Annotated in this window: 15 protein-coding genes; 10 read left to right on the forward strand and 5 right to left on the reverse strand. The window is 72.0% G+C overall.

Annotated elements, in window-relative coordinates:
- Window positions 1–139: 139 nt before the first annotated feature.
- Window positions 140–3319 (forward strand): RICIN domain-containing protein, encoded by a 3180-nt coding sequence (locus tag ACFZDA_RS16845; RefSeq protein WP_391081293.1) that lies wholly within the window; start codon window positions 140–142, stop codon window positions 3317–3319.
- 54 nt (window positions 3320–3373) lie between these two features.
- On the opposite strand, the gene ACFZDA_RS16850 is transcribed toward ACFZDA_RS16845, so the two are convergent.
- Window positions 3374–4828, reverse strand: coding sequence for a glyceraldehyde-3-phosphate dehydrogenase (locus ACFZDA_RS16850; RefSeq protein WP_391081296.1), 1455 nt, complete (start codon window positions 4826–4828; stop codon window positions 3374–3376).
- A gap of 169 nt (window positions 4829–4997) precedes the next feature.
- Here ACFZDA_RS16850 and ACFZDA_RS16855 point away from each other — a divergent pair, with 169 nt between their 5' ends.
- Window positions 4998–5885 carry a hypothetical protein gene (locus tag ACFZDA_RS16855; protein WP_391081298.1) on the forward strand — a complete coding sequence of 296 codons (888 nt, stop codon included), beginning with the start codon at window positions 4998–5000 and terminating at the stop codon, window positions 5883–5885.
- A 12-nt stretch (window positions 5886–5897) separates the two neighbouring features.
- Here ACFZDA_RS16855 and ACFZDA_RS16860 read toward each other — a convergent pair whose 3' ends face one another.
- Together ACFZDA_RS16860 and ACFZDA_RS16865 are read right to left on the reverse strand one after the other, a co-directional pair.
- A complete protein-coding gene (locus ACFZDA_RS16860) occupies window positions 5898–6587 on the reverse strand; it encodes a 3-hydroxybutyrate oligomer hydrolase family protein (RefSeq protein ID WP_391081301.1) in 690 nt (229 codons plus the stop codon).
- A 54-nt stretch (window positions 6588–6641) separates the two neighbouring features.
- Window positions 6642–8003 (reverse strand): citrate:proton symporter, encoded by a 1362-nt coding sequence (locus ACFZDA_RS16865; protein ID WP_391081303.1) that lies wholly within the window; start codon window positions 8001–8003, stop codon window positions 6642–6644.
- A 166-nt stretch (window positions 8004–8169) separates the two neighbouring features.
- Here ACFZDA_RS16865 and ACFZDA_RS16870 point away from each other — a divergent pair, with 166 nt between their 5' ends.
- From ACFZDA_RS16870 to ACFZDA_RS16895, 6 genes are all read left to right on the forward strand, one after another.
- A complete protein-coding gene (locus ACFZDA_RS16870) occupies window positions 8170–9093 on the forward strand; it encodes a LysR substrate-binding domain-containing protein (protein ID WP_391081306.1) in 924 nt (307 codons plus the stop codon).
- Window positions 9094–9230: 137 nt separating this feature from the next.
- A complete protein-coding gene (locus tag ACFZDA_RS16875) occupies window positions 9231–10436 on the forward strand; it encodes a CoA transferase (protein ID WP_391081740.1) in 1206 nt (401 codons plus the stop codon).
- A complete protein-coding gene (locus tag ACFZDA_RS16880) occupies window positions 10426–11415 on the forward strand; it encodes an aldolase/citrate lyase family protein (protein ID WP_391081308.1) in 990 nt (329 codons plus the stop codon). The genes ACFZDA_RS16875 and ACFZDA_RS16880 overlap by 11 nt, the downstream gene beginning before the upstream one ends.
- Before the next feature lie 179 nt (window positions 11416–11594).
- Entirely contained in the window at window positions 11595–12032 is a 438-nt protein-coding gene (locus ACFZDA_RS16885) for a transcriptional repressor (RefSeq protein WP_391081311.1), read from the forward strand.
- 49 nt (window positions 12033–12081) lie between these two features.
- Complete coding sequence (gene katG / locus ACFZDA_RS16890; RefSeq protein ID WP_391081314.1) at window positions 12082–14307, forward strand: catalase/peroxidase HPI; 2226 nt, start codon at window positions 12082–12084, stop codon at window positions 14305–14307.
- 165 nt (window positions 14308–14472) lie between these two features.
- On the forward strand, window positions 14473–15204 hold the full coding sequence (locus ACFZDA_RS16895; RefSeq protein WP_391081317.1) for a carbonic anhydrase: 732 nt from the start codon (window positions 14473–14475) through the stop codon (window positions 15202–15204).
- A 46-nt stretch (window positions 15205–15250) separates the two neighbouring features.
- Here ACFZDA_RS16895 and ACFZDA_RS16900 read toward each other — a convergent pair whose 3' ends face one another.
- Together ACFZDA_RS16900 and ACFZDA_RS16905 are read right to left on the reverse strand one after the other, a co-directional pair.
- Window positions 15251–16678 (reverse strand): Tat pathway signal sequence domain protein, encoded by a 1428-nt coding sequence (locus ACFZDA_RS16900; protein WP_391081320.1) that lies wholly within the window; start codon window positions 16676–16678, stop codon window positions 15251–15253.
- A gap of 115 nt (window positions 16679–16793) precedes the next feature.
- Complete coding sequence (locus tag ACFZDA_RS16905; protein ID WP_391081322.1) at window positions 16794–18521, reverse strand: VanW family protein; 1728 nt, start codon at window positions 18519–18521, stop codon at window positions 16794–16796.
- 219 nt (window positions 18522–18740) lie between these two features.
- Here ACFZDA_RS16905 and ACFZDA_RS16910 point away from each other — a divergent pair, with 219 nt between their 5' ends.
- Both ACFZDA_RS16910 and ACFZDA_RS16915 read left to right on the forward strand, forming a co-directional pair.
- The gene (locus ACFZDA_RS16910) at window positions 18741–20012 is read left to right on the forward strand and encodes a glycosyltransferase (protein ID WP_391081325.1); all 1272 of its coding nucleotides are present in this window, start codon (window positions 18741–18743) and stop codon (window positions 20010–20012) included.
- Complete coding sequence (locus tag ACFZDA_RS16915) at window positions 20009–20845, forward strand: transferase (RefSeq protein WP_391081328.1); 837 nt, start codon at window positions 20009–20011, stop codon at window positions 20843–20845. The genes ACFZDA_RS16910 and ACFZDA_RS16915 overlap by 4 nt, the downstream gene beginning before the upstream one ends.
- Window positions 20846–20865: the final 20 nt, after the last annotated feature.

The following is a 20865-nucleotide window of genomic DNA, read 5'->3' on the forward strand; positions in this document are numbered from 1 at the left end:
GGGCTGGCGAGGCGGAGTGCGTCAAGAGGTGTGCGCCGGTCTCAACTCGTCGTACCTCTTGACGTGTTGATTGCCGTCCTAAAACATTCGGGAAACTCGATTGGTTCTGCGCGGTTCTGTTCGCTCCCGAAGGGAATTCATGCCCAGCAGACATCGCCTCGCCCGTGCCTGGGCGGTCAGCGTCCCCCTGGCACTCGGCGCGGGACTCCTGACCGTGCCTCCTGCCACTGCCGCTCCCCGTGCCCCTGCCGCCGAACAGCCCGGCAGCGCGGTCACGGTACGGATCGACCCGTCCTACCGGCAGCAGGAGTTCGAAGGGTGGGGGACGAGCCTCGTCTGGTTCGCCAACATCACCGGCCGCTACCCGGAACCCATCCGGCAGAAGCTCGCCGACATGCTCTTCGGTGAGGACGGCCTCCGCCTCAACATCGCGCGCTACAACATCGGCGGCGGCAACGCCCCGGACGTCCGCAAGGACTACATGAAGACCGGCGCGACGATGGACGGCTTCTGGAAGGCCCCCGAGGGCACCACCAGACAGGACACCGACTGGTGGAACCCCGACAACCCCGACCACTGGGACTGGTCCGCCGACCCGGGCCAGCGCTGGTGGGTGGACCGCGTCAAGAAGAAGGTCACCCGCTGGGAAGCCTTCAGCAACTCCCCGCCGTGGTTCCAGACCGTCAGCGGCTACGTCTCGGGCGGCTTCGACGCGGGCACCGACCAGATCCGGGCCGACCGCGTCGACGACTTCGCCGCCTACCTGGTCAAGGTGACCGAGCAGCTGGAGAAGAAACACCGCATCACGTTCGACACCATCGCCCCGCTCAACGAGCCCAACACCAACTACTGGGGCACCCAGATCGGCCCCGACGGACAGCCCACCGGCGGCCGCCAGGAGGGCGCGCACGCCGGCCCGGAACTCCAGCAGAAGGTCGTCCTGGCCCTGCGGCGCGCACTGGAGAAGTCGGGAACCCGCGCGACGATCTCCGCGATGGACGAGACCAACCCCAGCACCTTCGTCCGCAACTGGAACGCCTACGACGGCTCCGCCCGCGCCGCCGTCGACCAGCTCAACGTGCACACGTACGGCACCGGCATGCGCACCAGCGCACGGGACAGCGCCAAGGCCGCGGACAAGCCGTTCTGGATGAGCGAGGTCGAGGGCACCTGGGGGACCGGCACCGACTTCACCGGCATGGAACCGGGGCTCGGCATCGCCACCCGGGTCGTCGAGGACATCCGGGAACTGGAGCCGTCCGCCTGGGTGTTGTGGCAGCCCGTCGAGGACTCCATCCCGCAGGCCCAGGCCGGCAAGAACTGGGGCAGCATCCACATCCCGTTCAACTGCACCGCGAAGGACACCCTGGAGACCTGCCCGGTCCGGGCCAACACCAAGTTCCACACCCTGCGCAACTTCACCCACCACATCCGGCCCGGCGACCACTTCGTCAAGGCCGACGACCCCTCCAGCGTCGCCGCGGTACGCAAGTCCGGCCGCGGGGCGACCGTGGTGCACGTCAACAATGGCACGACCCCGCGCGCCGTCACCCTGGACCTCTCGCGGTTCCGGCGCGTCAGCCCCGGTGCCACCGTCACGCCCGTGGTGACCAGTGCCGGCGGAGCGCTCGTCCGCGGCACACCGGTGCGGGTGAAGGACGACTCCGCCACGGTGACCGTCCCGGCGAAGTCGGTTACCAGCCTCCTCGTCGACGGCGTGTCGGGCACCGCCGAGGACGCCGCACTCGTCCAGCCCGGCCACGTCTACCGCCTCCAGGGAGCCCAGAGCGGCAAGTCCCTGGCCCCGGCCGCCGACGGCAAGGGCGTCGTCGTCCGTACGGCCGACCCGGACGCCAAGTCCCAGCTGTGGTCCGTGCAGAAGCTGACCCGCGGGGACAGCAATCGCGAGCGCTACGCGCTCGTCAACGCGCAGACCGGCGAGCGTCTCGCCGTACGGGACGACGAGGCCGTGCTCGAAGACACCGGCACCCCGTCCGGGCAGTGGATCATGTCGACCACCGGCGACGGCACCTGGACCTTCGTCAACGCCGCCACGGGCCGGCTGCTCGACGTCGTCGGGCAGTCGACGGCGGACGGCGCCCGCGTGTCGGCCCTCCTCCCCACCTCCACCGCGAACCAGCGCTGGGGCGTGACCGACGAGACGGTGCTGCGTACGCAGCCGGCCAAGGTGTTCACCGTCCCCGGCCGCGTGCCCGAACTGCCCGGCACCGTGACGCCCGTCTTCCGGGACGGCGCCCGGGGCGCCCTCCCCGTGCGGTGGACGCTGCCCTCCGAGGCGCGCTGGAGCAAGCCCGCAACGGTGCGGGTGAAGGGCAGGGCGACCGACGCACTCGGACGGACCATCCCGGCCGAGGCGGTCGTCACCGTGGACACCATCGCCGCCACCCTCCCGGCCCGCGCCAAGACCTACACCGGCGGCACGCCCGGCCTGCCCGCCACCGTCACCGGCGTCGGACGGCACGGCGGCGCCGCCGACCTCCCCGTCACCTGGGACCCCGCACCCGACGGCGCGTTCGACAAGGCCGGAGTCGTGCCCCTGCGCGGCACCGCCCACGTCCCGGGCGGCACCGGGGCGGCGGCGACCGTACGCGTCCAGGTCACCGCACCACGGGAGCGCAACGCCGCGCCCGACGAGGGCGTGACGGTCGGCGCCACCTACACCGAGAGCGGGTACTCCGCCGAGGGTCTGCGCAACGGCAACACCACCGAGAAGGCCTGGTCGAACTGGAGGTCCGGCACGAAGAACCCGTCCGACACCATCACCTTCACCCTGCCCGAGGCGCGCGATCTGACCCGGGTCGTGACCCACTTCCACCGCGACGGCACCAACGTCAGCTTCGCGGAGTCCCTGAAGGTGCAGGTGCGCGGGGCCGACGGCACCTGGACCGACGCGAGCGAGACCGTGCCCGTCGGCACCGAGGGCGCACCGGTCGTCGACGTGCCCGTGCGGGCCTCCGGCCCGGTGACCGGGGTACGCGTGGTCATGACGGCCCGGCCGGGCGGCTACATCACGCTCGGGGAGATCGAGCTCTTCGCCAGGACACCCGGCGCCTCCGCGGACGACGCCGCCGCGTCGATCGAGGTGGACGGCGCGGCGATCGGCGGCTTCGACCCGGACCGGACCGGCTACCGGGTGGGCACCGACCATCCGGACCGGGCGAAGGTCACCGCCACGCCACGCGACCCGTACGCGAGCGTGAGCGTCCGCCGGGAGACGTCACGCCTGGCCGTCGTCACCGTGAGCAGCGAGGACGGCTCGCGGACACGGCAGTACAGGATCGAGCTGACCCGCTCCTGACGCATGGGAACGCGGGGCGTGCCAGCCGGACACGCCCCGCGTGGTCCCCAGGGCTCAGACCGCCGGAGCCGGGTACGTCGGGTACTCCACCCCCGACACGTGCTGCACGACACGGATCACCTGGCAGGAGTAGCCGAACTCGTTGTCGTACCAGAGGTAGAGGATCGCGTTGTCGCCCTCGACCTTGGTGGCGCCGGCGTCGACGATCGAGGCGTGGCGCGAGCCGATGAAGTCGCTGGAGACCGCGTCGGGCGCGCTGATGAAGTCGATCTGGCGCTTCAGCGGCGAGGTCAGCGACACCTCGCGCAGGTAGTCGAGCACCTCCTGCCGGGTGGTCTCGCGCGCGAGCTGGAGGTTGAGGATCGCGATGGAGACGTCCGGCACCGGGACCCGGATGGAGCTGCCGGTGATCTTCGCCTTGAGGTCGGGCAGCGCCTTGGCGACGGCGGAGGCGGCACCCGTCTCGGTGATGACCATGTTGAGCGGCGCGGACCGGCCCCGGCGCTCGGACTTGTGGTAGTTGTCCAGCAGGTTCTGGTCGTTGGTGAACGAGTGGACGGTCTCCACGTGGCCGCGCTGGACGCCGAACTCGTCGTCCATCGCCTTCAGTGGCGGCACGATCGCGTTCGTGGTGCAGGAGGCGCAGGACAGGATCTGTTCGTCCGGCTTGATGGTGTCGTGGTTGACGCCGTGCACGATGTTCGGGACGTCGCCCTTGCCGGGCGCGGTCAGTACGACCTTGTCGATGCCGGGGCGCAGGTGCGTGGACAGGCCCTCGCGGTCGCGCCACTTGCCGGTGTTGTCGATGAGGATGGCGTCCTTGATGCCGTACGCCGTGTAGTCGACCTCGGACGGGTCGTTCGCGTAGATGACCTTGATCGCGTTGCCGTTGGCGACGATCGTGCTGGTCGCCTCGTCGACGGTGATCGTGCCCTGGAACTGGCCGTGGATGGAGTCACGGCGCAGCAGCGAGGCGCGCTTGACGATATCCTCGGCGGCCCGCTCGCCTCCGCCGCGCACGACGATGGCCCGCAGCCGCAGGCCGTTGCCCGAGCCGGACTTCTCGATCAGCAGCCGGGCCACGAGCCGGCCGATGCGGCCGAAGCCGTAGAGGACGACGTCCCGGCCCTCACGGCGCTCGATCTTGTTGGCTCCGGTGGCGCCGGCGACGGCCTCGGCGGTGAACTCCGCGACCGACAGACCGCGGTCGTCCTCGCGGTACGTCGCGGCGAGCATGCCGATGTCGATCTGGGACGGCCCGAGGTCGAGCGCGGCCAGGGTCTGCAGGAACGGCAGCGTCTCGGTGACCGAGAGCTCCGCACCGGCGATCTGCCGGGCGAACCGGTGGGTCTTGAGGATGCTGACCACCGACTTGTTCACCAGGGAGCGGCTGTGCAGCAGGACGGTCACGTCCCGCTCCCGGTGCAGCTTCCCGATGATCGGGATCATCGACTCCGCGATCTCCTCGCGGTTCTTCCAGTTGGTGAACGAGTCGTCGTTGACAGTCACAGATCCATCTTTCGAGCTAGGCGGCGCTCATATGTTAAACCGTCGATTTCTGGATCATGAACGGGGTGCCTCCGAAGCGTTCAGCCATGCCGGAACGCCGCGCTCCACGCGCCTCTCGCGGCCCCGCCTGGGATGATCGGAACAGCGCCGCCATGCGAAAGGGACGCTTATGGACTTCGACGCTGTGGCCGACGAGCTGTACGCCCTGCGGCCGGAGGAGTTCACCGCCGCCCGCTCATCGGCCGTGGCCGCCGCCCGCACGGCCGGCGACCGGGAACTCGCCGAGCGGATCGGCGCGTTGCGCAAACCCAGCCTCGCCGCCTGGGCCAGCAACCTCCTGGTCCGCAGCCGGCCCGGCGATGTCGAGCCCCTGCTCCGCCTGGGCGAAGGACTGCGGCAGGCCCACCAGTCCCTGGACCGCACCCAGCTGCGCGAACTGAGCCGGCAGCAGCACGCGCTCATCCGCGCCCTGTCGGCTCAGGTCCGGCAGCTCGCCGTTGAGGCCGGGCATCCGATCGGGGAAGGAGTGCAGCGCGAGGTCGAGAACACCCTGCACGCCGTGCTGGCCGACCCCGAGGCCGCCGAGGCGTGGGCGGGCGGCCGGCTGGCCAAGCCGCTCAGTGCCGCCGTCGGCTTCCCGGCCGCCGCCGCGAGCGCCGTCCCGAAGAGCGCCACGACGCCGCGCCGGCCGTCCGCCGCGCCGGCCCCCGCCCGTCCGGACCGGAAGGCCACCGAGCAACAGCGGCGACGGCTGGCACAGGCCCGCCGGGACGCCGAGGCCGCCGACCGGGAGCTGCGGGCGCTGAAGGACGAGGCGGCCGCCGCCGGCCAGGCCGTGGAGGAGGCGAAACAGCAGGTGGACCGCCTTCAACGGCACATCGGCGAACTCACCGAGGAACTGGCCCGCACCAGGGAGGAACACCAGCAGGCCCGCTTCGCCGAACGGGCGGCCCGGGAACGGGCGCGCACGGCCGACCGCCGCGTCCGCGAGGCGGACCGCAAGGCCGCGACGGCCGCCGCCCAGCTCGAACGCCTGACCTCGTCGGAGGACCGGTAGCCGGGACGGTTCTCAGTCCGACGCCGGGACGGGCGGCACATGGGCTCGGGTGAGCGCGGGTGCGCGCCCGGGTTCGCCCCCGCGCGGCACGGTCCGCACGACCTGGCTGGGCGGCAGGGCGCGGCCCTCGGTGAGCCGGGCCCACATCAGGTCGAGTGCCTGCTGGAAGGAGAAGCCGAGCGGGACGTAGCGGTTGCCGAAGCCGGGTGCGGTGCTGTCGCTGTGGTGGGCGTGCTCGACCTCCACGCGGGACAGCGCGCTCCTGCCGTGCTCCGTACGGGAGTTGAGCCCCAGGTAGGGGCGGGAGCTGTGGTTGACCGGGACCCGGGTGTCGTCGCGGCCGTGCACGACCGGGGCGGACTTGCCGTGCAGGTCGCCGTCGCGCCGGGTCGCGTCGAGGCCCTGGCCCACCCGGCACGCCCACGCCCGCTCCTCGGAGCCCGTACAGCCGTCCCAGCCCGCCCGCGTCGCTCCCGGAGAGCCCCGCCGCGGCCCATACGGCCCACCGCCGCAGCGCGGCCGGCGTGGGACGGCCGGCGGAGTGGCCCGGCGCAGTCCCGCGAAACCCAGCCCGGCGGTGAGCAGGTCGTCGTCGCGGCCGTCGTACGTACGCGAGGTGACGGAGCCGGCGAAGGACGGCAGACCGCCGCCCGGGCCGGCCTGGGCGGTGGCCGCGGGCAGCGCGGCGCCGGCGAGCGACACGGCGAGCAGCAGCGGGACGAACCGTGAGGGGCCGGCGGGCGTGCCGATCCTCCGTCAGAGGGAGAGGGCGCCGGTGAGGACGGCGCCGGCGGTCATCACGAGCGTGGTGGCGAAGGCCCAGCGGAAGATGAAGCGCTGGTGCTCGCCGAGCTGGACGCCGCTCATGCCCACCAGGATGAACGTGGCGGCGGTGAGCGGGCTGAGGGGGAAGCCCGTCGTCATCTGGCCGAGGACGGCGGCCCGGGCGACCTCGGCCGGGTCGGTGCCGAAGCCGTGCGCCGTCTCGGCGAGGACGGGCAGGACGCCGAAGTAGTAGGCGTCCGGGGTGAAGACCAGACTCAACGGCATGCCGGTGACGGCCACGAGGACCGGCAGATGCCCGCCGAGGGAGTCCGGTATCACGGACACGAGCGCCTCGGCCATGTCGCCGATCATCCCGCTCCCGGTGAGGACCCCCGTGAACACACCGGCCGCGAAGATCATGGTGGTCACGAGGACGACGTTCTTCGCGTGCCGGTCGAGCAGCGCCTGCTGCTGTTCCCACGTCGGATGGTTGACCAGCAGCGCCACCGCGAACCCGAGGACGAACAGCACCGGCAGCGGCATGACCTCCAGGATCAGCGCCACCACGAGCACGACGGTCAGCAGCAGGTTGAAGAGCGTCAGCCGGCGCGGCGCCGGCGCCGCGACCCGGACGGCACCGGGTCCGTCTCCGGGCGTGGGGGCCGTCGCGGGAACCGGCCCGGCACCGGACGCGGCAACCGGCTCGCCGGCGGTGGTCTTCTCGCCCGGCCCGGTGAGGGCGCCGAGCCGCCGCCGCTCCCGGCGGCCGATCAGCCAGGACGCCACCAGGACCCACGCGATCCCGAAACCCATCGCGGGCAGCACGGGCGTGAAGACGTCCGAACTCTCCAGCTTCAGCGCCGCCATGGCACGCACCGTCGGCCCGCCCCAGGGGATCATGTTCATCACGCCGGCCGCCAGGCAGACGACCCCGGACAGCACCAGCGGACTCATGCCCAGCTTCCGGTAGACGGGCAGCAGCGCGGAGACGGTGATGAGGAACGTGGAGGCCCCGTCGCCGTCCAGGGCCACGCACAGCGTGAGGACGGCCGTGGCGACGGTGACCCGCAGCGGATCACCCTGGGCCAGCCGCAGGAGACCGCGGATCAGCGGATCGAAGAGACCCGCGTCCACCATGAGGCTGAAGTACAGCACGGCGAAGGCGATCATGATGCCGGTCGGCGCCACCTTCGACAGCCCGTCGAGCACCATCCCGCCCAGCTCGCCCGCGAACCCGCCCGCCAGCGCCGCGAGCACCGGCAGCAGCACCAGCGCGACCAGCACCGAGACCCGTTTCGTCATGGTGAGCAACAGGAACAGGGCGATCGTGGCGAAGCCCAGGGCTGCCGGCATGGTGGCGCTCGCTTTCTCGGGTCGCGGTCCCCGGCGGCGGAGAGCGGGGCGTGCGGGGATAGCCGAGAGTGTCCGAGCGCCGGATGATCCCTGTCCAGCATCAAACCGGCATCTGTCCATGCGATCCCCGCATCAATCGGCCCCGTCTGACGTACGCTTCCCGGCCATGGATGCCACCCTGCGTCAGCTCACGGCGTACGCGGCCGTCGCCCGGGCGACGAGCTTCACCGCGGCGGCCGCCCAGTTGGGCGTCTCGCAGTCGTCCCTCAGCCGCGCGGTCGCCGACCTGGAGCGGCAGGTCGGCGCCCAGCTGCTCGAACGGGACACGCGCAACGTGCAGTTGACCGCCGCGGGCACCGAGGCGCTGCGGATCGCCGAACAGATCCTCAGCGCCCACCGGGCCGGGATGAAGGAACTGGACCGTTTCCTGCTCGGAGAGTCCGGCACCGTCGCCGTCGCCACCCTGCCGTCCGTCGCCGCGGTGCTGCTTCCACAGGTCATCTCCGGTTTCCGCACGGACCGGCCGCGCGTGGCCGTCCGCCTGCTCGACGGCCTGGAACGGGCCGTGCTGAACCGGGTCCTGTCCGGCGACGCGGACTTCGCGATCACCACGGTCGGCGTGCCGCCGGAGCGGCTGGAGCAGCGTCCGCTGGTGCGCGACCGTTTCGTCGCGGTCCTGCGCGAGGACCATCCGCTCGCCGCCCGCGACGAGGTCGGCTGGGCGGACCTGGCCCGCGAGCCGTTCCTCGCCGTCGGACGGGACTCGAGCGTGCGGCGGCTGACGGACGCCGCGTTCGGCCAGGTCGACGCGCACGCCGTACCGGCGGCCGAGGCCGGCAGTGTCGCCACCGTGGGCGGACTGGTCGCCGCCGGACTCGGCGTGAGCGCGCTGCCCGCCCTGGTGCTGCCGTTGGTGGGCACCGGCCCTTTCGTGTTCCGGCCGCTCGTCGACCCCGTGGTGGACCGGCGCCTCGACATCGCCCTGCGTGCCCGCCGCACCCTCCCGCGCGTCACCGAGCACTTCCTGGAGACGCTCGAGGACTTCCGCGCCCAGGGCAGGGACCTACCGCCGGGAGTCTCCTGGGCCTGAGCCACGGGCGAGGCCCTATTCATGCGCCAAGCGCATGGATTGATGGCGTTCTTTTGCTGGACAGGCATTTCTGCACCTCGGCAGTCTGAAGAACCGACCAGCTGAGCCGAGGGGACGCATCCGTGCCGGACAAGGACATGCCGAACGCCACCGGACAGGGGCAGTTGCGCGGACTGAAAGTGGTCGAGTTCGCCCATGTGGTGGCCGGCCCGCTCGCGGGCTCGATGCTCGCCGACCAGGGCGCGGACGTGGTCCACGTCGAACCCCCCGGCGCCGGCGACGCCGCCCGCGCGATGGGGCCCCGGCGCGACGGCGTTCCCCTGTGGTTCAAGGTGGCCGCCCGCAACAAGCGTTCCGTCACCCTCGACCTGCACCACGAGGCGGGCCGCGCGGTCGCCCACCGGCTCGTCGCCTGGGCGGACGTCGTCATCGTCACCCTGCGCGCCGGGCGCCTGCGCCGCTGGGGGCTCGACTGGGAGTCCGTGCACCGGATCAACCCGCAGGCCGTCCTGCTCCAGATCTCCGGCTTCGGCGCCACCTCCAGCCAGGCCGACGCCCCCGGCTTCGGCAAGATGGGGGAGGCCCGCAGCGGCGTCGTCCACCTGACCGGCTCCCCGGACGGGCCGCCCGTCCACACCGGCTTCTCGCACGGCGACGCCGTGACCGGTCTGATGGGTGCCTACGCCGTCCTCGCCGCCCTCCACCGGCGCGACCACGAACCCGAGTTCGACGGTGAGTGGATCGACCTCGCCCTGTTCGAGCCCCTGTTCCGGCTCGTCGAGTGGCAGGTCATCGTCCACGACCAGCTGGGAACCGTGCCGCAGCGCTCCGGCAACCAGCTGGCGGTCGCGCCCGCCGCCGTGATCAACACCTACCGCTCCCGCGACGAGCAGTGGATCACCGTGACCTCCGCGACCCTGCGCTCCGTGCGCAACGTGGCCCGGCTGCTGGGGCTGCCGGGGGAGGAGTTCGCCACCTCGGAGCAACAGCACGCACGGCGCGGGGAGCTGGACGACGGGCTGCGGGCGTGGGTGGCCGAACGCACCGCGGCCGAGTGCCTGGAGGCCTTCGCCCGCGCCGAGGTGGTGGCCTCGCGGGTGTTCGACGCGGCCGACATCGCCGCCGACCCCGTCTACGCCGAGCGCGGCGACATCGTCACCGTGGCCGACCCCGAGCTGGGCGACGTCCGCATGCAGGCGGTCATCCCGCACTTCCGCAGGCGCCCCGGCCGCGTCTGGCGCACCGGGCCGGCGCTGGGCCAGGACAACGACCTCGTGTACCGGGACTGGCTCGGACTGAGCGACCAGGAACTGGCCGAACTGGAGAAGAACGATGTCGTCTGAACCCCACGGCGCGCCCAGGCCCCCCAGCGCCACGACACCCCACGGCGCGCCCACGCCCCCCAGCGCGCCCACGCCCGGCACCACGACCAGCCCCCGCCCCCCGCTCCGCTCCCTCCTCTTCGTCCCCGGCCTCCGTACGGACTGGCTGCCCAAGGCACGCGCGGCCGGTGCCGACGCCGTCGTGCTCGATCTGGAGGACGCGGTACCCGCCCCCGACAAGCCGCTCGCCCGTGCCCGGGTGGCCGAGGCCCTGGCGCAGGCCGCGGCGGAACCGGGCGGCGGCATGGCCCTGTTCGTCCGCGTCAACCCGCTCGACGCCTGGACCGCCGCCGAGGAACTGCGTGCCGTCGTACGCCCCGGACTGGCCGGGGTGGTCCTGCCCAAGGTGCACACCGCCGCCGACGTACGGCTCGCGGACCGCCTCATCGGCTGGTGCGAACACGAGCACGGCCTGCCGGACGGCACGACGGCCCTCGTCCCGCTGCTGGAGTCGGCCCGCGCCCTGTACGACGCCCACGACATCGCCGCCGCGGCCCCCCGGGTCGCCCACGTCGGCGCGCTGACCGCACCCGGCGGCGACGTGGAACGCGCCGTCGGCTACCGCTGGAGCCCTCAGGGCACCGAGACCCTGGCCCTCCGTTCCCGCGTCCTGCTCGACGTCCGCGCCGCCGGAGCACCTGGCCCGGTGACCGGGCTGTGGACGGACATCACCGACCTGACGGGTCTTCGCGCCTTCGCCGAGCAGAACCGCGCCCTCGGCTACGAGGGGATGATGGCGATCCACCCGGCCCACGTCCCCGTGATCAACGAGGTCTTCGCCCCCACCCCCGAAGAGCTGGACCGCTGCGCGCGCCTCGTCGCAGCCGTGGAAGCGGCCCAGCGCGAGGGCGTCGGCGCCCTCAGCTTCGAGGGCCGGATGGTCGACGAGGCCATGGCCGAAACCGCACGGGCGGTGCTGGCGCGACACGGCCACGGCTGACACCATCCCGCCACCCCACCCAAGCGCGATCACCGATGCTGTGACGGAGCCCACAGTGCATCAACAAGGGCGCCACGCCAAGCCGCACAGGCGCCACGCCGGGCCGCACCCGCGCGACACCAAAATTGAACCGTTCGTTTTCTTGAATCACTCGTGTTTATGCGGCTAGGTTGTTCGCCATGACCGCATCCCGGAACCCCACCGCCGCCGAGGAACTGCGCGGCGCCGGCCTGAGGGTGACGGCCGCCCGCGTGGCACTGCTCCAGGCCGTGCGGGACGGCGACCACCTCGGCGCCGAGGCGATCGCCTCCGAGGTGCGCGGCCGCGTCGGCCACATCTCCGTCCAAGCCGTGTACGAGGGGCTCCACGCACTCACCGCCGCGGGACTCATACGCCGCCTCGACCCACCCGGCAGCCCGGCCCTCTACGAGGGACGGGTCGGCGACAACCACCACCACCTCGTGTGCCGGTCCTGCGGGACCGTCGCCGACGTCGACTGCGCGGTCGGTCACGCCCCCTGCCTGACCGCGTCCGACGACCGAGGCTTCGCCGTCGACGAGGCCGAGGTCATCTACTGGGGCCTGTGCCCCGCCTGCTCCACCGCCCGCAGTTCCTGAGCTGTGATCCACCCGAGCACCGTGTTCCACCCCGTCCGGAAGGATTTCCATGACTGAGAACCATGACGCGATCGTCACCGACGCGAAGCAGGAGGAGACGAGCGGCGGCTGCCCCGTGGCGCACGGCCGTGCCCTGCACCCCACCCAGGGTGGCGGCAACCGTCAGTGGTGGCCGGAGCGTCTCAACCTGAAGATCCTTGCCAAGAACCCCGAGGTGGCCAACCCGCTCGGTGAGGAGTTCGACTACGCCGAGGCGTTCCAGGCCCTCGACCTCGCTGCCGTGAAGCAGGACATCGCCGAGGTGCTGACCACCTCGCAGGACTGGTGGCCGGCCGACTTCGGCAACTACGGCCCCCTGATGGTCCGTATGGCCTGGCACAGCGCGGGCACCTACCGCATCAGCGACGGCCGCGGCGGCGCCGGCGCCGGCCAGCAGCGCTTCGCCCCGCTCAACAGCTGGCCGGACAACGGCAACCTGGACAAGGCCCGCCGTCTGCTGTGGCCGGTCAAGAAGAAGTACGGCCAGTCCCTCTCCTGGGCCGACCTCATGATCCTCACCGGCAACGTCGCCCTGGAGCAGATGGGCTTCGAGACCTTCGGCTTCGCCGGCGGCCGCGAGGACGTCTGGGAGCCCGAGGAGGACGTGTACTGGGGCCCCGAGACCACTTGGCTCGACGACAAGCGCTACACCGGCGAGCGCGAGCTGGAGAACCCGCTCGGCGCCGTCCAGATGGGCCTCATCTACGTCAACCCCGAGGGCCCGAACGGCAACCCGGACCCGCTCGCCGCGGCCCGCGACATCCGTGAGACGTTCCGCCGCATGGCGATGAACGACGAGGAGACCGTCGCCCTGATCGCCGGTGGTCACACCTTCGGCAAGACCCACGGCGCCGGCCCGGCCGACCACGTCGGCGCCGACCCCGAGGCCGCCTCCATGGAGGAGCAGGGCCTGGGCTGGCGGAGCACCTACGGCACGGGCAAGGGCGGGGACGCCATCACCTCCGGCCTGGAGGTCACCTGGACCTCGACGCCCACCCAGTGGAGCAACGGGTTCTTCAAGAACCTCTTCGAGTTCGAGTACGAGCTGGAGCAGAGCCCGGCCGGCGCCCACCAGTGGGTGGCGAAGGACGCCCCGGAGATCGTCCCGGACGCGCACGACTCCTCGAAGAAGCAGCGCCCGAAGATGCTCACCACCGACCTGGCGCTGCGCTTCGACCCGATCTACGAGCCGATCTCCCGCCGGTTCTACGAGAACCCGCAGGAGTTCGCGGACGCCTTCGCCCGCGCCTGGTTCAAGCTGACCCACCGTGACATGGGCCCGAAGTCGCTGTACCTCGGCCCGGAGGTCCCGGAGGAGACCCTGATCTGGCAGGACCCGCTGCCCGAGCCCGAGGGCGAGGTCATCGACGCCGGGGACGTCGCGACCCTGAAGACCAAGCTCCTCGAGTCGGGTCTGTCCGTCGGGCAGCTGGTGACGACCGCCTGGGCCTCCGCCTCCACCTTCCGCGGCAGCGACAAGCGCGGCGGCGCCAACGGCGCCCGCATCCGCCTGGAGCCGCAGCGCGGCTGGGAGGTCAACGAGCCCGACGAGCTGGCCCAGGTGCTGCGCGTCCTGGAGAACGTCCAGCAGGAGTTCAACGCCGGCGCCGGCGCCAAGAAGGTCTCCCTGGCCGACCTGATCGTCCTCGGCGGCACCGCCGCCGTCGAGAAGGCGGCCAAGGAAGCCGGGTTCGCCGTGGAGGTCCCCTTCACGCCGGGCCGTGTGGACGCGACGGAAGAGCACACCGACGCCGAGTCCTTCGAGGCGCTCGAGCCGACCGCCGACGGGTTCCGCAACTACCACGGCAAGGGCAACCGCCTGCCGGCCGAGTACCTGCTGCTCGACCGGGCGAACCTGCTCACCCTGAGCGCCCCCGAGATGACCGTCCTGGTCGGTGGCCTGCGGGTGCTGGGCGCCAACCACCAGCAGTCCCAGCTCGGCGCCTTCACCTCGACGCCCGGCTCGCTGACCAACGACTTCTTCGTCAACCTGCTCGACCTGGGCACGACGTGGAAGGCGACCTCCGAGGACCAGACCACGTTCGAGGGCCGCGACGCCGCCACCGGCGAGGTCAAGTGGGCCGGCAGCCGCGCCGACCTGGTCTTCGGCTCGAACTCCGAGCTGCGGGCGCTCGCCGAGGTCTACGCGAGCGACGACGCGAAGGAGAAGTTCGTGAAGGACTTCGTCGCCGCCTGGGTCAAGGTCATGAACCTGGACCGGTTCGACCTGGTCTGATCAGCTCCGCATGACAGCACGCCCGGGCCGGGAGGCCCGGGCGTGCCGCTGGTTGCCTGAGGGACCGTCAAGAGGCGTTCAAGGTAAGAACATCACTTACCCAACTCTCACCATAGAAACGGCAAGGACCGCGGCCGGGCGATCGGTCGGGCATACGTTCTGGCCGTGAACTCACATGCCACCGCCCACAGAGGCACCGGCCGCCGTACTGTTCTGCGTACCGCGCTGACCGGGGCCGCGGCCCTCGGCGCGGGCCTCACAGCGGCCCGCCCGGCCACCGCCGCCCCGAGCGCGCCCGGCACCGGACCGCGGCCGAGCACCCCGCAGGAGGCCCTCGCGGAACTGGCCGCGGGCAACCGCCGCTGGCGCGACTTCCGCGAACGCCATCCGCACGAAACCCCCGCCGTCCGGCGGGAGTTGACCACCGCCCAGCACCCCTTCGCGGTCGTGCTCGGCTGCATCGACTCCCGCGTGCCCCCGGAGCTGGTCTTCGACCAGGGGCTGGGCGACCTGATGACCGTACGCACCGCCGGTGAGGTCCTGGACGAGGCCGTGCTCGGCAGCGTGGCCTACGGCGTCCTGGAACTGGGCATACCGCTGGTCGTGGTGCTCGGGCACCAGTCGTGCGGCGCGGTGCGCGCCGCGGTCGAGGCGGAGCAGTCCGGGGGGCACCTGCCCGCCCACATCCAGTACCTCGCCGACCAGATACGCCCGGCCATAGACCACAGCAAGGAAGGGGACGCGCGGATCGACGCCACCGTCGACGCCAACGTCCGTCTCGTCCGCTCCCGGCTTGCCGCGGAGCCCGACCTCGCCGCCAAGGTCGGCACCGGCAAGCTGGCGATCGTCGGCGCCCGTTACGAACTGAGCGACCAAGCCGTCCACCACGTCAGTTGAGGGCACCCCGGCCCGCTGTGCGCCACAGCGGGCCGGGCCCGGCACGTCACGCCCGCAGCGGATTGAAGCGCGCCGCCGCCATCAGGTACCAGGCGGTCGCGCCCGTGTGCCGGTACGGGTAGTAGCCGAAGCCGAACCCGGTGTCGAGCGGACTGCTCGCGGACACCACCCCGGCCCGCTCGGGCAGCGCCGCGCCGCCGACGGTCTGACCGCCGCCCAGCAACTCCTGGGCCTGCTCAGCCGAGGCGAGCAGCCGCCGGGCCCGCGCCTGGTCACCCCGCTTCCCGCGGTCCCGCAGGGCGAGCGCGAGATGAGCCGTCCCCTCGAACCACACACCGTTGCGGTCCGGTTTGGGCTGGCCCTCGGCGATCGGCGCGTCCTCGTTCGCCACGAGGCTCGCGGAACTGAAGGTGACGCCCTCGTACGACTGCCCCGCGGGCACCGTGCTGTTCGCGCGGCCCGCGTGATCCACGACGGCCAGCTCCGCCACGGCCCAGTCCAGCGAACGGGCGTACCCGCCCGAGCGCGAGCCGAGCGCGAGGTGGGTCCAGGTCTGGGTGTCCTCCGGGACGGGGGACTTGTTGATGGTCACCCCGTCGTTGGTGCCGGTGTAGAAGAAGCCCCCGGCCGGCTCCCACATCCGGCGCACGAAGGTCTCGGCCCGCGCCCGCCGCTCAAGCCACACCCTCTCGCCGGTCAGCCGGGCGAGCCGGCCGAACAGGCACACGAGGTCGGTGTTGTGCTCCGTCCACGTGAACGGCAGCCGCTGATTCGCCCCGTCGACCCCGAACTTGTAGCCGCCGAGCGGTTCGTCGGTACGGCCGGTCCGCTCGATCCACTCGCCGATCCGTACGGCACCGGTGCGGAAACGGACCGCCCCCGTACGGAGGGCGAGGGCGCTCAGCGCGATGCCCGCCCAGGCCATGTCGCCCACGGCCGTGCCGGTGAAGCCGAACTGCGTACCGACGTTGGCGGTGCCGTCCGCCCGCACGAAGCCGTCGGGCTGCGGCGAGCCGTCGTAGAAGGTGTACGGCCCGACGTTGTAGGCCTGCCGGAGCCTGCCGTCGTCGTACGCCGGGTCATGGGTCTGGGCGTAGAGCAGGGCGTCGCCCAACACCGTCGCCCTGGCCAGGCTCTTTGGCCTCCGGGCCGCGAGGTGCGCGAGGATCGCCAGGGCGTTGTCGTAGGTGAACGCGGTGCTGAACAGGCCCGCTTGGTCGGTGTAGCTCTGGGTCAGGCGGATGCCGCCGTGGTCGGGGTAGGCGTCCATGGCGGCGGCGAGAAAGGCGCGCCCCCGGGCCGGGGCCGACAGCGGGCCGGCCCCCTTCGAACCCGCCCCGTCCGAACCCGCCCCGTCCGAACCCGCCGCCAGGGCCTGCCCGGAGCCCGCCGCGGCCAACCCCGTGGCAGTGATGCCGAGGCCGGCTCCGATGAGCGAACGCCGGCTCAGCGCCGGGCCTTGTCTGCCAGTCATGGATCTCCCTTGAGAGCGCTCTCAGCACTGGCCGCTCATTGTGCTGGGGCCCTGAGGGCGGGTCAACGCCCCCGCGGCAAAGGAGAGTTCCAGAGGAAGACGAACGGCGGGTGGATCACTCGCACACGATCTCGTCACGCGGCGCGTAGTGCGTGCGGAACGGCTCCCGCCGCACTTCCCTGCCGTCGTTGTAGAAGACCCGCTCCACGGTGACGTCGAACCCTTCAAGCGGTGTCTGCGGCACGCACTCCTTGTCGTGGCTCACCCTCTTCTCGGGCTGCTTCACCTCGGTGCGCGGGCCCGTGACCGACGTGACCTCGTCGTACTTCCGGGTGCCGAGGAAGGAGACGGTGACGGACGTGTCCGTGGACTCGGCCTGGATGTAGATCGCCTTGCCGGAGTCGTTGGCGAACCGCAGATCCAGGCTGCCCCAGGCGACCGTCGCCTCGCGGCCCTCCGGGTAACGCTCGATGTAGAAGGAGTGCGCGCCGTGCTCCAGGGGCTTGACCCCCGCGAAGAACAGCGCGTTGTACAGGGTCGTGGCCACGGACGAGACGCCGCCGCCCGACGCCTTCGTGAACCGGTTGTCGAGGATGATGATGCCCTCGACGAAGCCGTTGGCCTCGGTGCGCTCGCCGACGGTGCGGTTGAAGCTCCACGTCGCGCCCGGCCTGACCAGGGAGCCGTTGATGAGTTCCACGGCCCGGCCGATGTTCTTCGTGCGGTACTCCGCCGGTTCGAAGTGCACGGTGAAGGAGGACATCTTCTCCGTCAGCCCCAGCGCGGCGGCGTTCTCACGGGTGATCTCGGGCTGGGTCCGCTCCACGGCCACCTCGCCGCCGCGGTTCGCGCCCGACCTGGTGAGCAGCGGCAGCACCGCCTCGCCCAGCGCCTTGCCGGTGACCTTCTGGCCCATCCTGGCGTCCTCGGACACCACGGCCTTGTCGCCGTCCGGCCGGAGCTTGGCGTTCTCCGGGGTCGTGGTGACGTCCTTCAGCGGGCCCGCCACGGCGGGATCGGCGCGCAGCCCCTCGGCGTCCAGCTCCGGTCTGAGTCTGCCGTCGCCGTCCGGCCGCATCGCCAGGTGCTCGCCCAGCACGGCGGGGCCGACCGTGAACCGCTTGCCGCCCGCGGTGAGCGTGACGGGCCCCGACATCGCCGGCTCGGCGAACGTGCGCACCGCCCGCCGCACCTCGTCGGCCGTGACCTTCGGGCGGGTCTCGCGGGCGGGCAGCTGCGTGGCCGGGCGGCTGTCGCCCCGCAGGCCCCGCAGGAAGGAGGAGCGCAGCGGGCCGACCGCGCCGGCCACGTCCAGCGTGTACCCCGTGCGCGGAGCGACCTCCTCGACCCGCCCGTGGTGGAAGGCGACGGAACCGTCCCGGACCTTCTGGTCGAGCCCCTTCGCCACCTGGCCGAGGGCGGCCCGGGCCTTGTCCTCGTCGAGGCGTACGACCGGCTCGACGGCTCCGCCCGAGCGGAAGAACCCGCCGATCACGCTGACCGGGCCGGTGCCGGTGCGAGCCGCCCGGTCGACGGTCTCCCCGGCGTCGAAGGAGAGCCCGGCGCGCCGCGGATCGACCGTGCCCGTGCGGTCACCGACCTTCACGGACAGCTCCCGGTCCGCGGCCGCCTCCAGGTGCCGCTCCAGCTTCCGGACCGCCTCCGCACGGCTCAGGCCGCCGATCTCCACCCCGCGCACCGTCGTACCGGAGTCGATCTCCCCGCCCGTCAGCATCAGCCCGGTGAGATACAGCCCGCCGACACCCACGGCCAGCGCGCCGCCGGCCAGGGCCAGGGGCGGGAGGGACGTGATGCGCGGGACGGAGGTTATGCGGGGGCGCATGGGTCTCCTGAAGATCGATGACGACGGTGCACCCGATCACGCGACGCTGCTGCGGGCAAACACGTCGAACTATCCACATCCGGGCGGCATACCGGTATGGCCCAGACCACTTATGTCCGAGATCACGCCGGAACCGGCTGGTCCGCACCCACCTTCACGCAGGGCCTCAGAGTGATAACGGCGGACAACTGTCGGGTGGTTGGCGCCGTCTAAGCCGACATGAAGATTTCTTTCCTGATTCACAACGCCTATGGAATCGGAGGCACGATCACGACCACGTTCAACCTCGCCGGGGCGCTCGCCGAGCGGCACGAGGTGGAGATCGTCTCCGCGTTACGCCACCGTGAGCGTCCCAGCCTCGTCCTGGACCCCCGGGTGCGGCTGCGCGCGCTGGTGGACCTGCGCAAGGAGGCGGACCATCCGCTGCACCAGAGACCGGCGAAGGTGTTCCCGTCCGCGGAATACCGCCACCACCAGTACAGCGAGCTGACCGACCAGCGGATCGGCGAGTGCCTGGAGGCGATCGACACCGACGTCGTCGTCGGCACCCGCCCCGGCCTCAACGTGCACATCGCACGGCAGGCCCCGCAGCGCGTCCTGCGCGTCGGCCAGGAGCACCTCACCCTCGACAACCACCCGCCCGCCCTGCGCGCCGCGCTGCGCCGGGCCTACCGCCGCCTCGACGTGATCACCACCGTCACGGAAGCGGACGCCGCGGCCTACCGGCGCAAGATGTGGCTGCCCGGCGTCCACGTCGAGGCGCTCCCGAACAGCGTCCCCGACCCCGCGCTGCCTCCCGCCGACGGCACCGCCAAGATCGTCATCGCCGCCGGCCGGCTGGTTCCGGTGAAGCGCTACGACCTGCTCGTCGAGGCGTTCGCCCAGGTCGCCGCCGCCTACCCGGACTGGCAGCTGCGCATCTACGGCAAGGGCGAACAGCAGCCCAGGCTCCGCGAACTCATCGAACGGCTCCGCCTGTGGAACAACGTGTTCCTGATGGGGGCCGCCGCCCCCATGGAGGCCGAGTGGGCCAAGGGCTCGATCGGCGCGGCCGCGTCCGACTTCGAGCCGTTCGGCATGACGATCGTCGAGGCGATGCGCTGCGGACTGCCCGTCGTCAGCACCGACTGCCCCTACGGCCCCGGCGAGATCATCCAGGACGGAGCCGACGGCCGGCTGGTGCCGGTCGGTGACGCCGACGCCCTCGCCTCGGCCCTGCTGGAACTCGTCGGCGACGACGAACGGCGCCGCCGCATGGGCCGCACCGCCCTGGACAACGCGCGCCGCTTCGCCCCGGGCCCCGTCGTCGCCCAGGCCGAACGCATCCTGGAGGACGCCCTCACGGCCCGGAGCACAGGCGCACGGACCGCCACCGAGCAGAACCACCACCGGAGCAACAGCGCACTGATCGGCCGGAGCCACGCCGCCCGCGACGCGGCCCACGCCGCCGCCGTCGGCGCACTGCGCGCGATACGCAAGGGACGCCGATGACCACGCACCTCGACACCCACCTGCGCACCCACTGCGCGATCGACACGGACGGCCGCCTCACCTTCCGCCTCCCGCCGGCCCCGGCCTCCCGGCCCCAGCTGCTCCTGCGGCTGCGCCCCAAGAAGGGCCACCCCGAGACGACGCTCCACCTCCTCCGCCTGGAGCCCGTCCGGGACGACGGCGACCTGCACGCCGTACTGGAACCGCACCCGGCCCTCGACGAAGGCCGCTGGGACCTGTACCTGCTGCCGGAACCGGGAGCCGAACGACAGCGGCTGCGCCCCGGCCTCAGGGACCTGCGCGCCCTCGTCGACGGCCACCTCCGCGACCGGCCCTCACCGGTCGCCGTCAGAATCCCCTACGTCACGAAGGACGGCTTCCTGGCGCTGAGGGCGTGGCGGCGCACCGCCCACGCGGAGGCCCGCACCATCGACGTCACGGAAGGGGCCCTGACGGTCGAGGCCCGCCTGCACGGTGCCGAGCTCAGCGAGGACGCCACCGTACGGCTGCGCTTGCGGGGGACCGGCACCGTACGGGACCTGCGGCCCCGGACCGACGAGGACGGCAGGGGCTTCTCCTTCACCATCGGCCAGGAGGACCTGACGGGTGGCTCCGAAGCCCCGGGCCGGATCTGGGACGCCTTCGTCCGGCCCACCGCCGACGCGCCGCCGGTCAGGATCGGCCGACTCCTCGACGACGTGGCGGACCGCAAACACGTCTTCGTCTACCCGGCGCTCACCGCGGGCGGATCGTCCTCGCGTCCCTACTTCACCGTCGACAACGACCTCGCGATCGAGGTGACACCGGCCGAATCGGCGAAATGCCCGAAATGAAAATTCCTGGACTTCCGGAT

It is taken from the genome of Streptomyces sp. NPDC007991 (genome assembly GCF_042958445.1).
GTDB lineage: Bacteria > Actinomycetota > Actinomycetes > Streptomycetales > Streptomycetaceae > Streptomyces.

What these genes read in the sequence shown, in the direction of transcription:
- ACFZDA_RS16875 (WP_391081740.1), top strand. Translation starts at nt 9,231, where the DNA reads ATGCCGAACGCCACCGGACAGGGGCAGTTGCGCGGACTGAAAGTGGTC.
- ACFZDA_RS16880 (WP_391081308.1), top strand. Translation starts at nt 10,426, where the DNA reads ATGTCGTCTGAACCCCACGGCGCGCCCAGGCCCCCCAGCGCCACGACA.
- ACFZDA_RS16845 (WP_391081293.1), top strand. Translation starts at nt 140, where the DNA reads ATGCCCAGCAGACATCGCCTCGCCCGTGCCTGGGCGGTCAGCGTCCCC.
- ACFZDA_RS16855 (WP_391081298.1), top strand. Translation starts at nt 4,998, where the DNA reads ATGGACTTCGACGCTGTGGCCGACGAGCTGTACGCCCTGCGGCCGGAG.
- ACFZDA_RS16885 (WP_391081311.1), top strand. Translation starts at nt 11,595, where the DNA reads ATGACCGCATCCCGGAACCCCACCGCCGCCGAGGAACTGCGCGGCGCC.
- ACFZDA_RS16905 (WP_391081322.1), bottom strand. Translation starts at nt 18,521, where the DNA reads ATGCGCCCCCGCATAACCTCCGTCCCGCGCATCACGTCCCTCCCGCCC.
- ACFZDA_RS16865 (WP_391081303.1), bottom strand. Translation starts at nt 8,003, where the DNA reads ATGCCGGCAGCCCTGGGCTTCGCCACGATCGCCCTGTTCCTGTTGCTC.
- katG (WP_391081314.1), top strand. Translation starts at nt 12,082, where the DNA reads ATGACTGAGAACCATGACGCGATCGTCACCGACGCGAAGCAGGAGGAG.
- ACFZDA_RS16915 (WP_391081328.1), top strand. Translation starts at nt 20,009, where the DNA reads ATGACCACGCACCTCGACACCCACCTGCGCACCCACTGCGCGATCGAC.
- ACFZDA_RS16870 (WP_391081306.1), top strand. Translation starts at nt 8,170, where the DNA reads ATGGATGCCACCCTGCGTCAGCTCACGGCGTACGCGGCCGTCGCCCGG.
- ACFZDA_RS16900 (WP_391081320.1), bottom strand. Translation starts at nt 16,678, where the DNA reads ATGACTGGCAGACAAGGCCCGGCGCTGAGCCGGCGTTCGCTCATCGGA.
- ACFZDA_RS16910 (WP_391081325.1), top strand. Translation starts at nt 18,741, where the DNA reads ATGAAGATTTCTTTCCTGATTCACAACGCCTATGGAATCGGAGGCACG.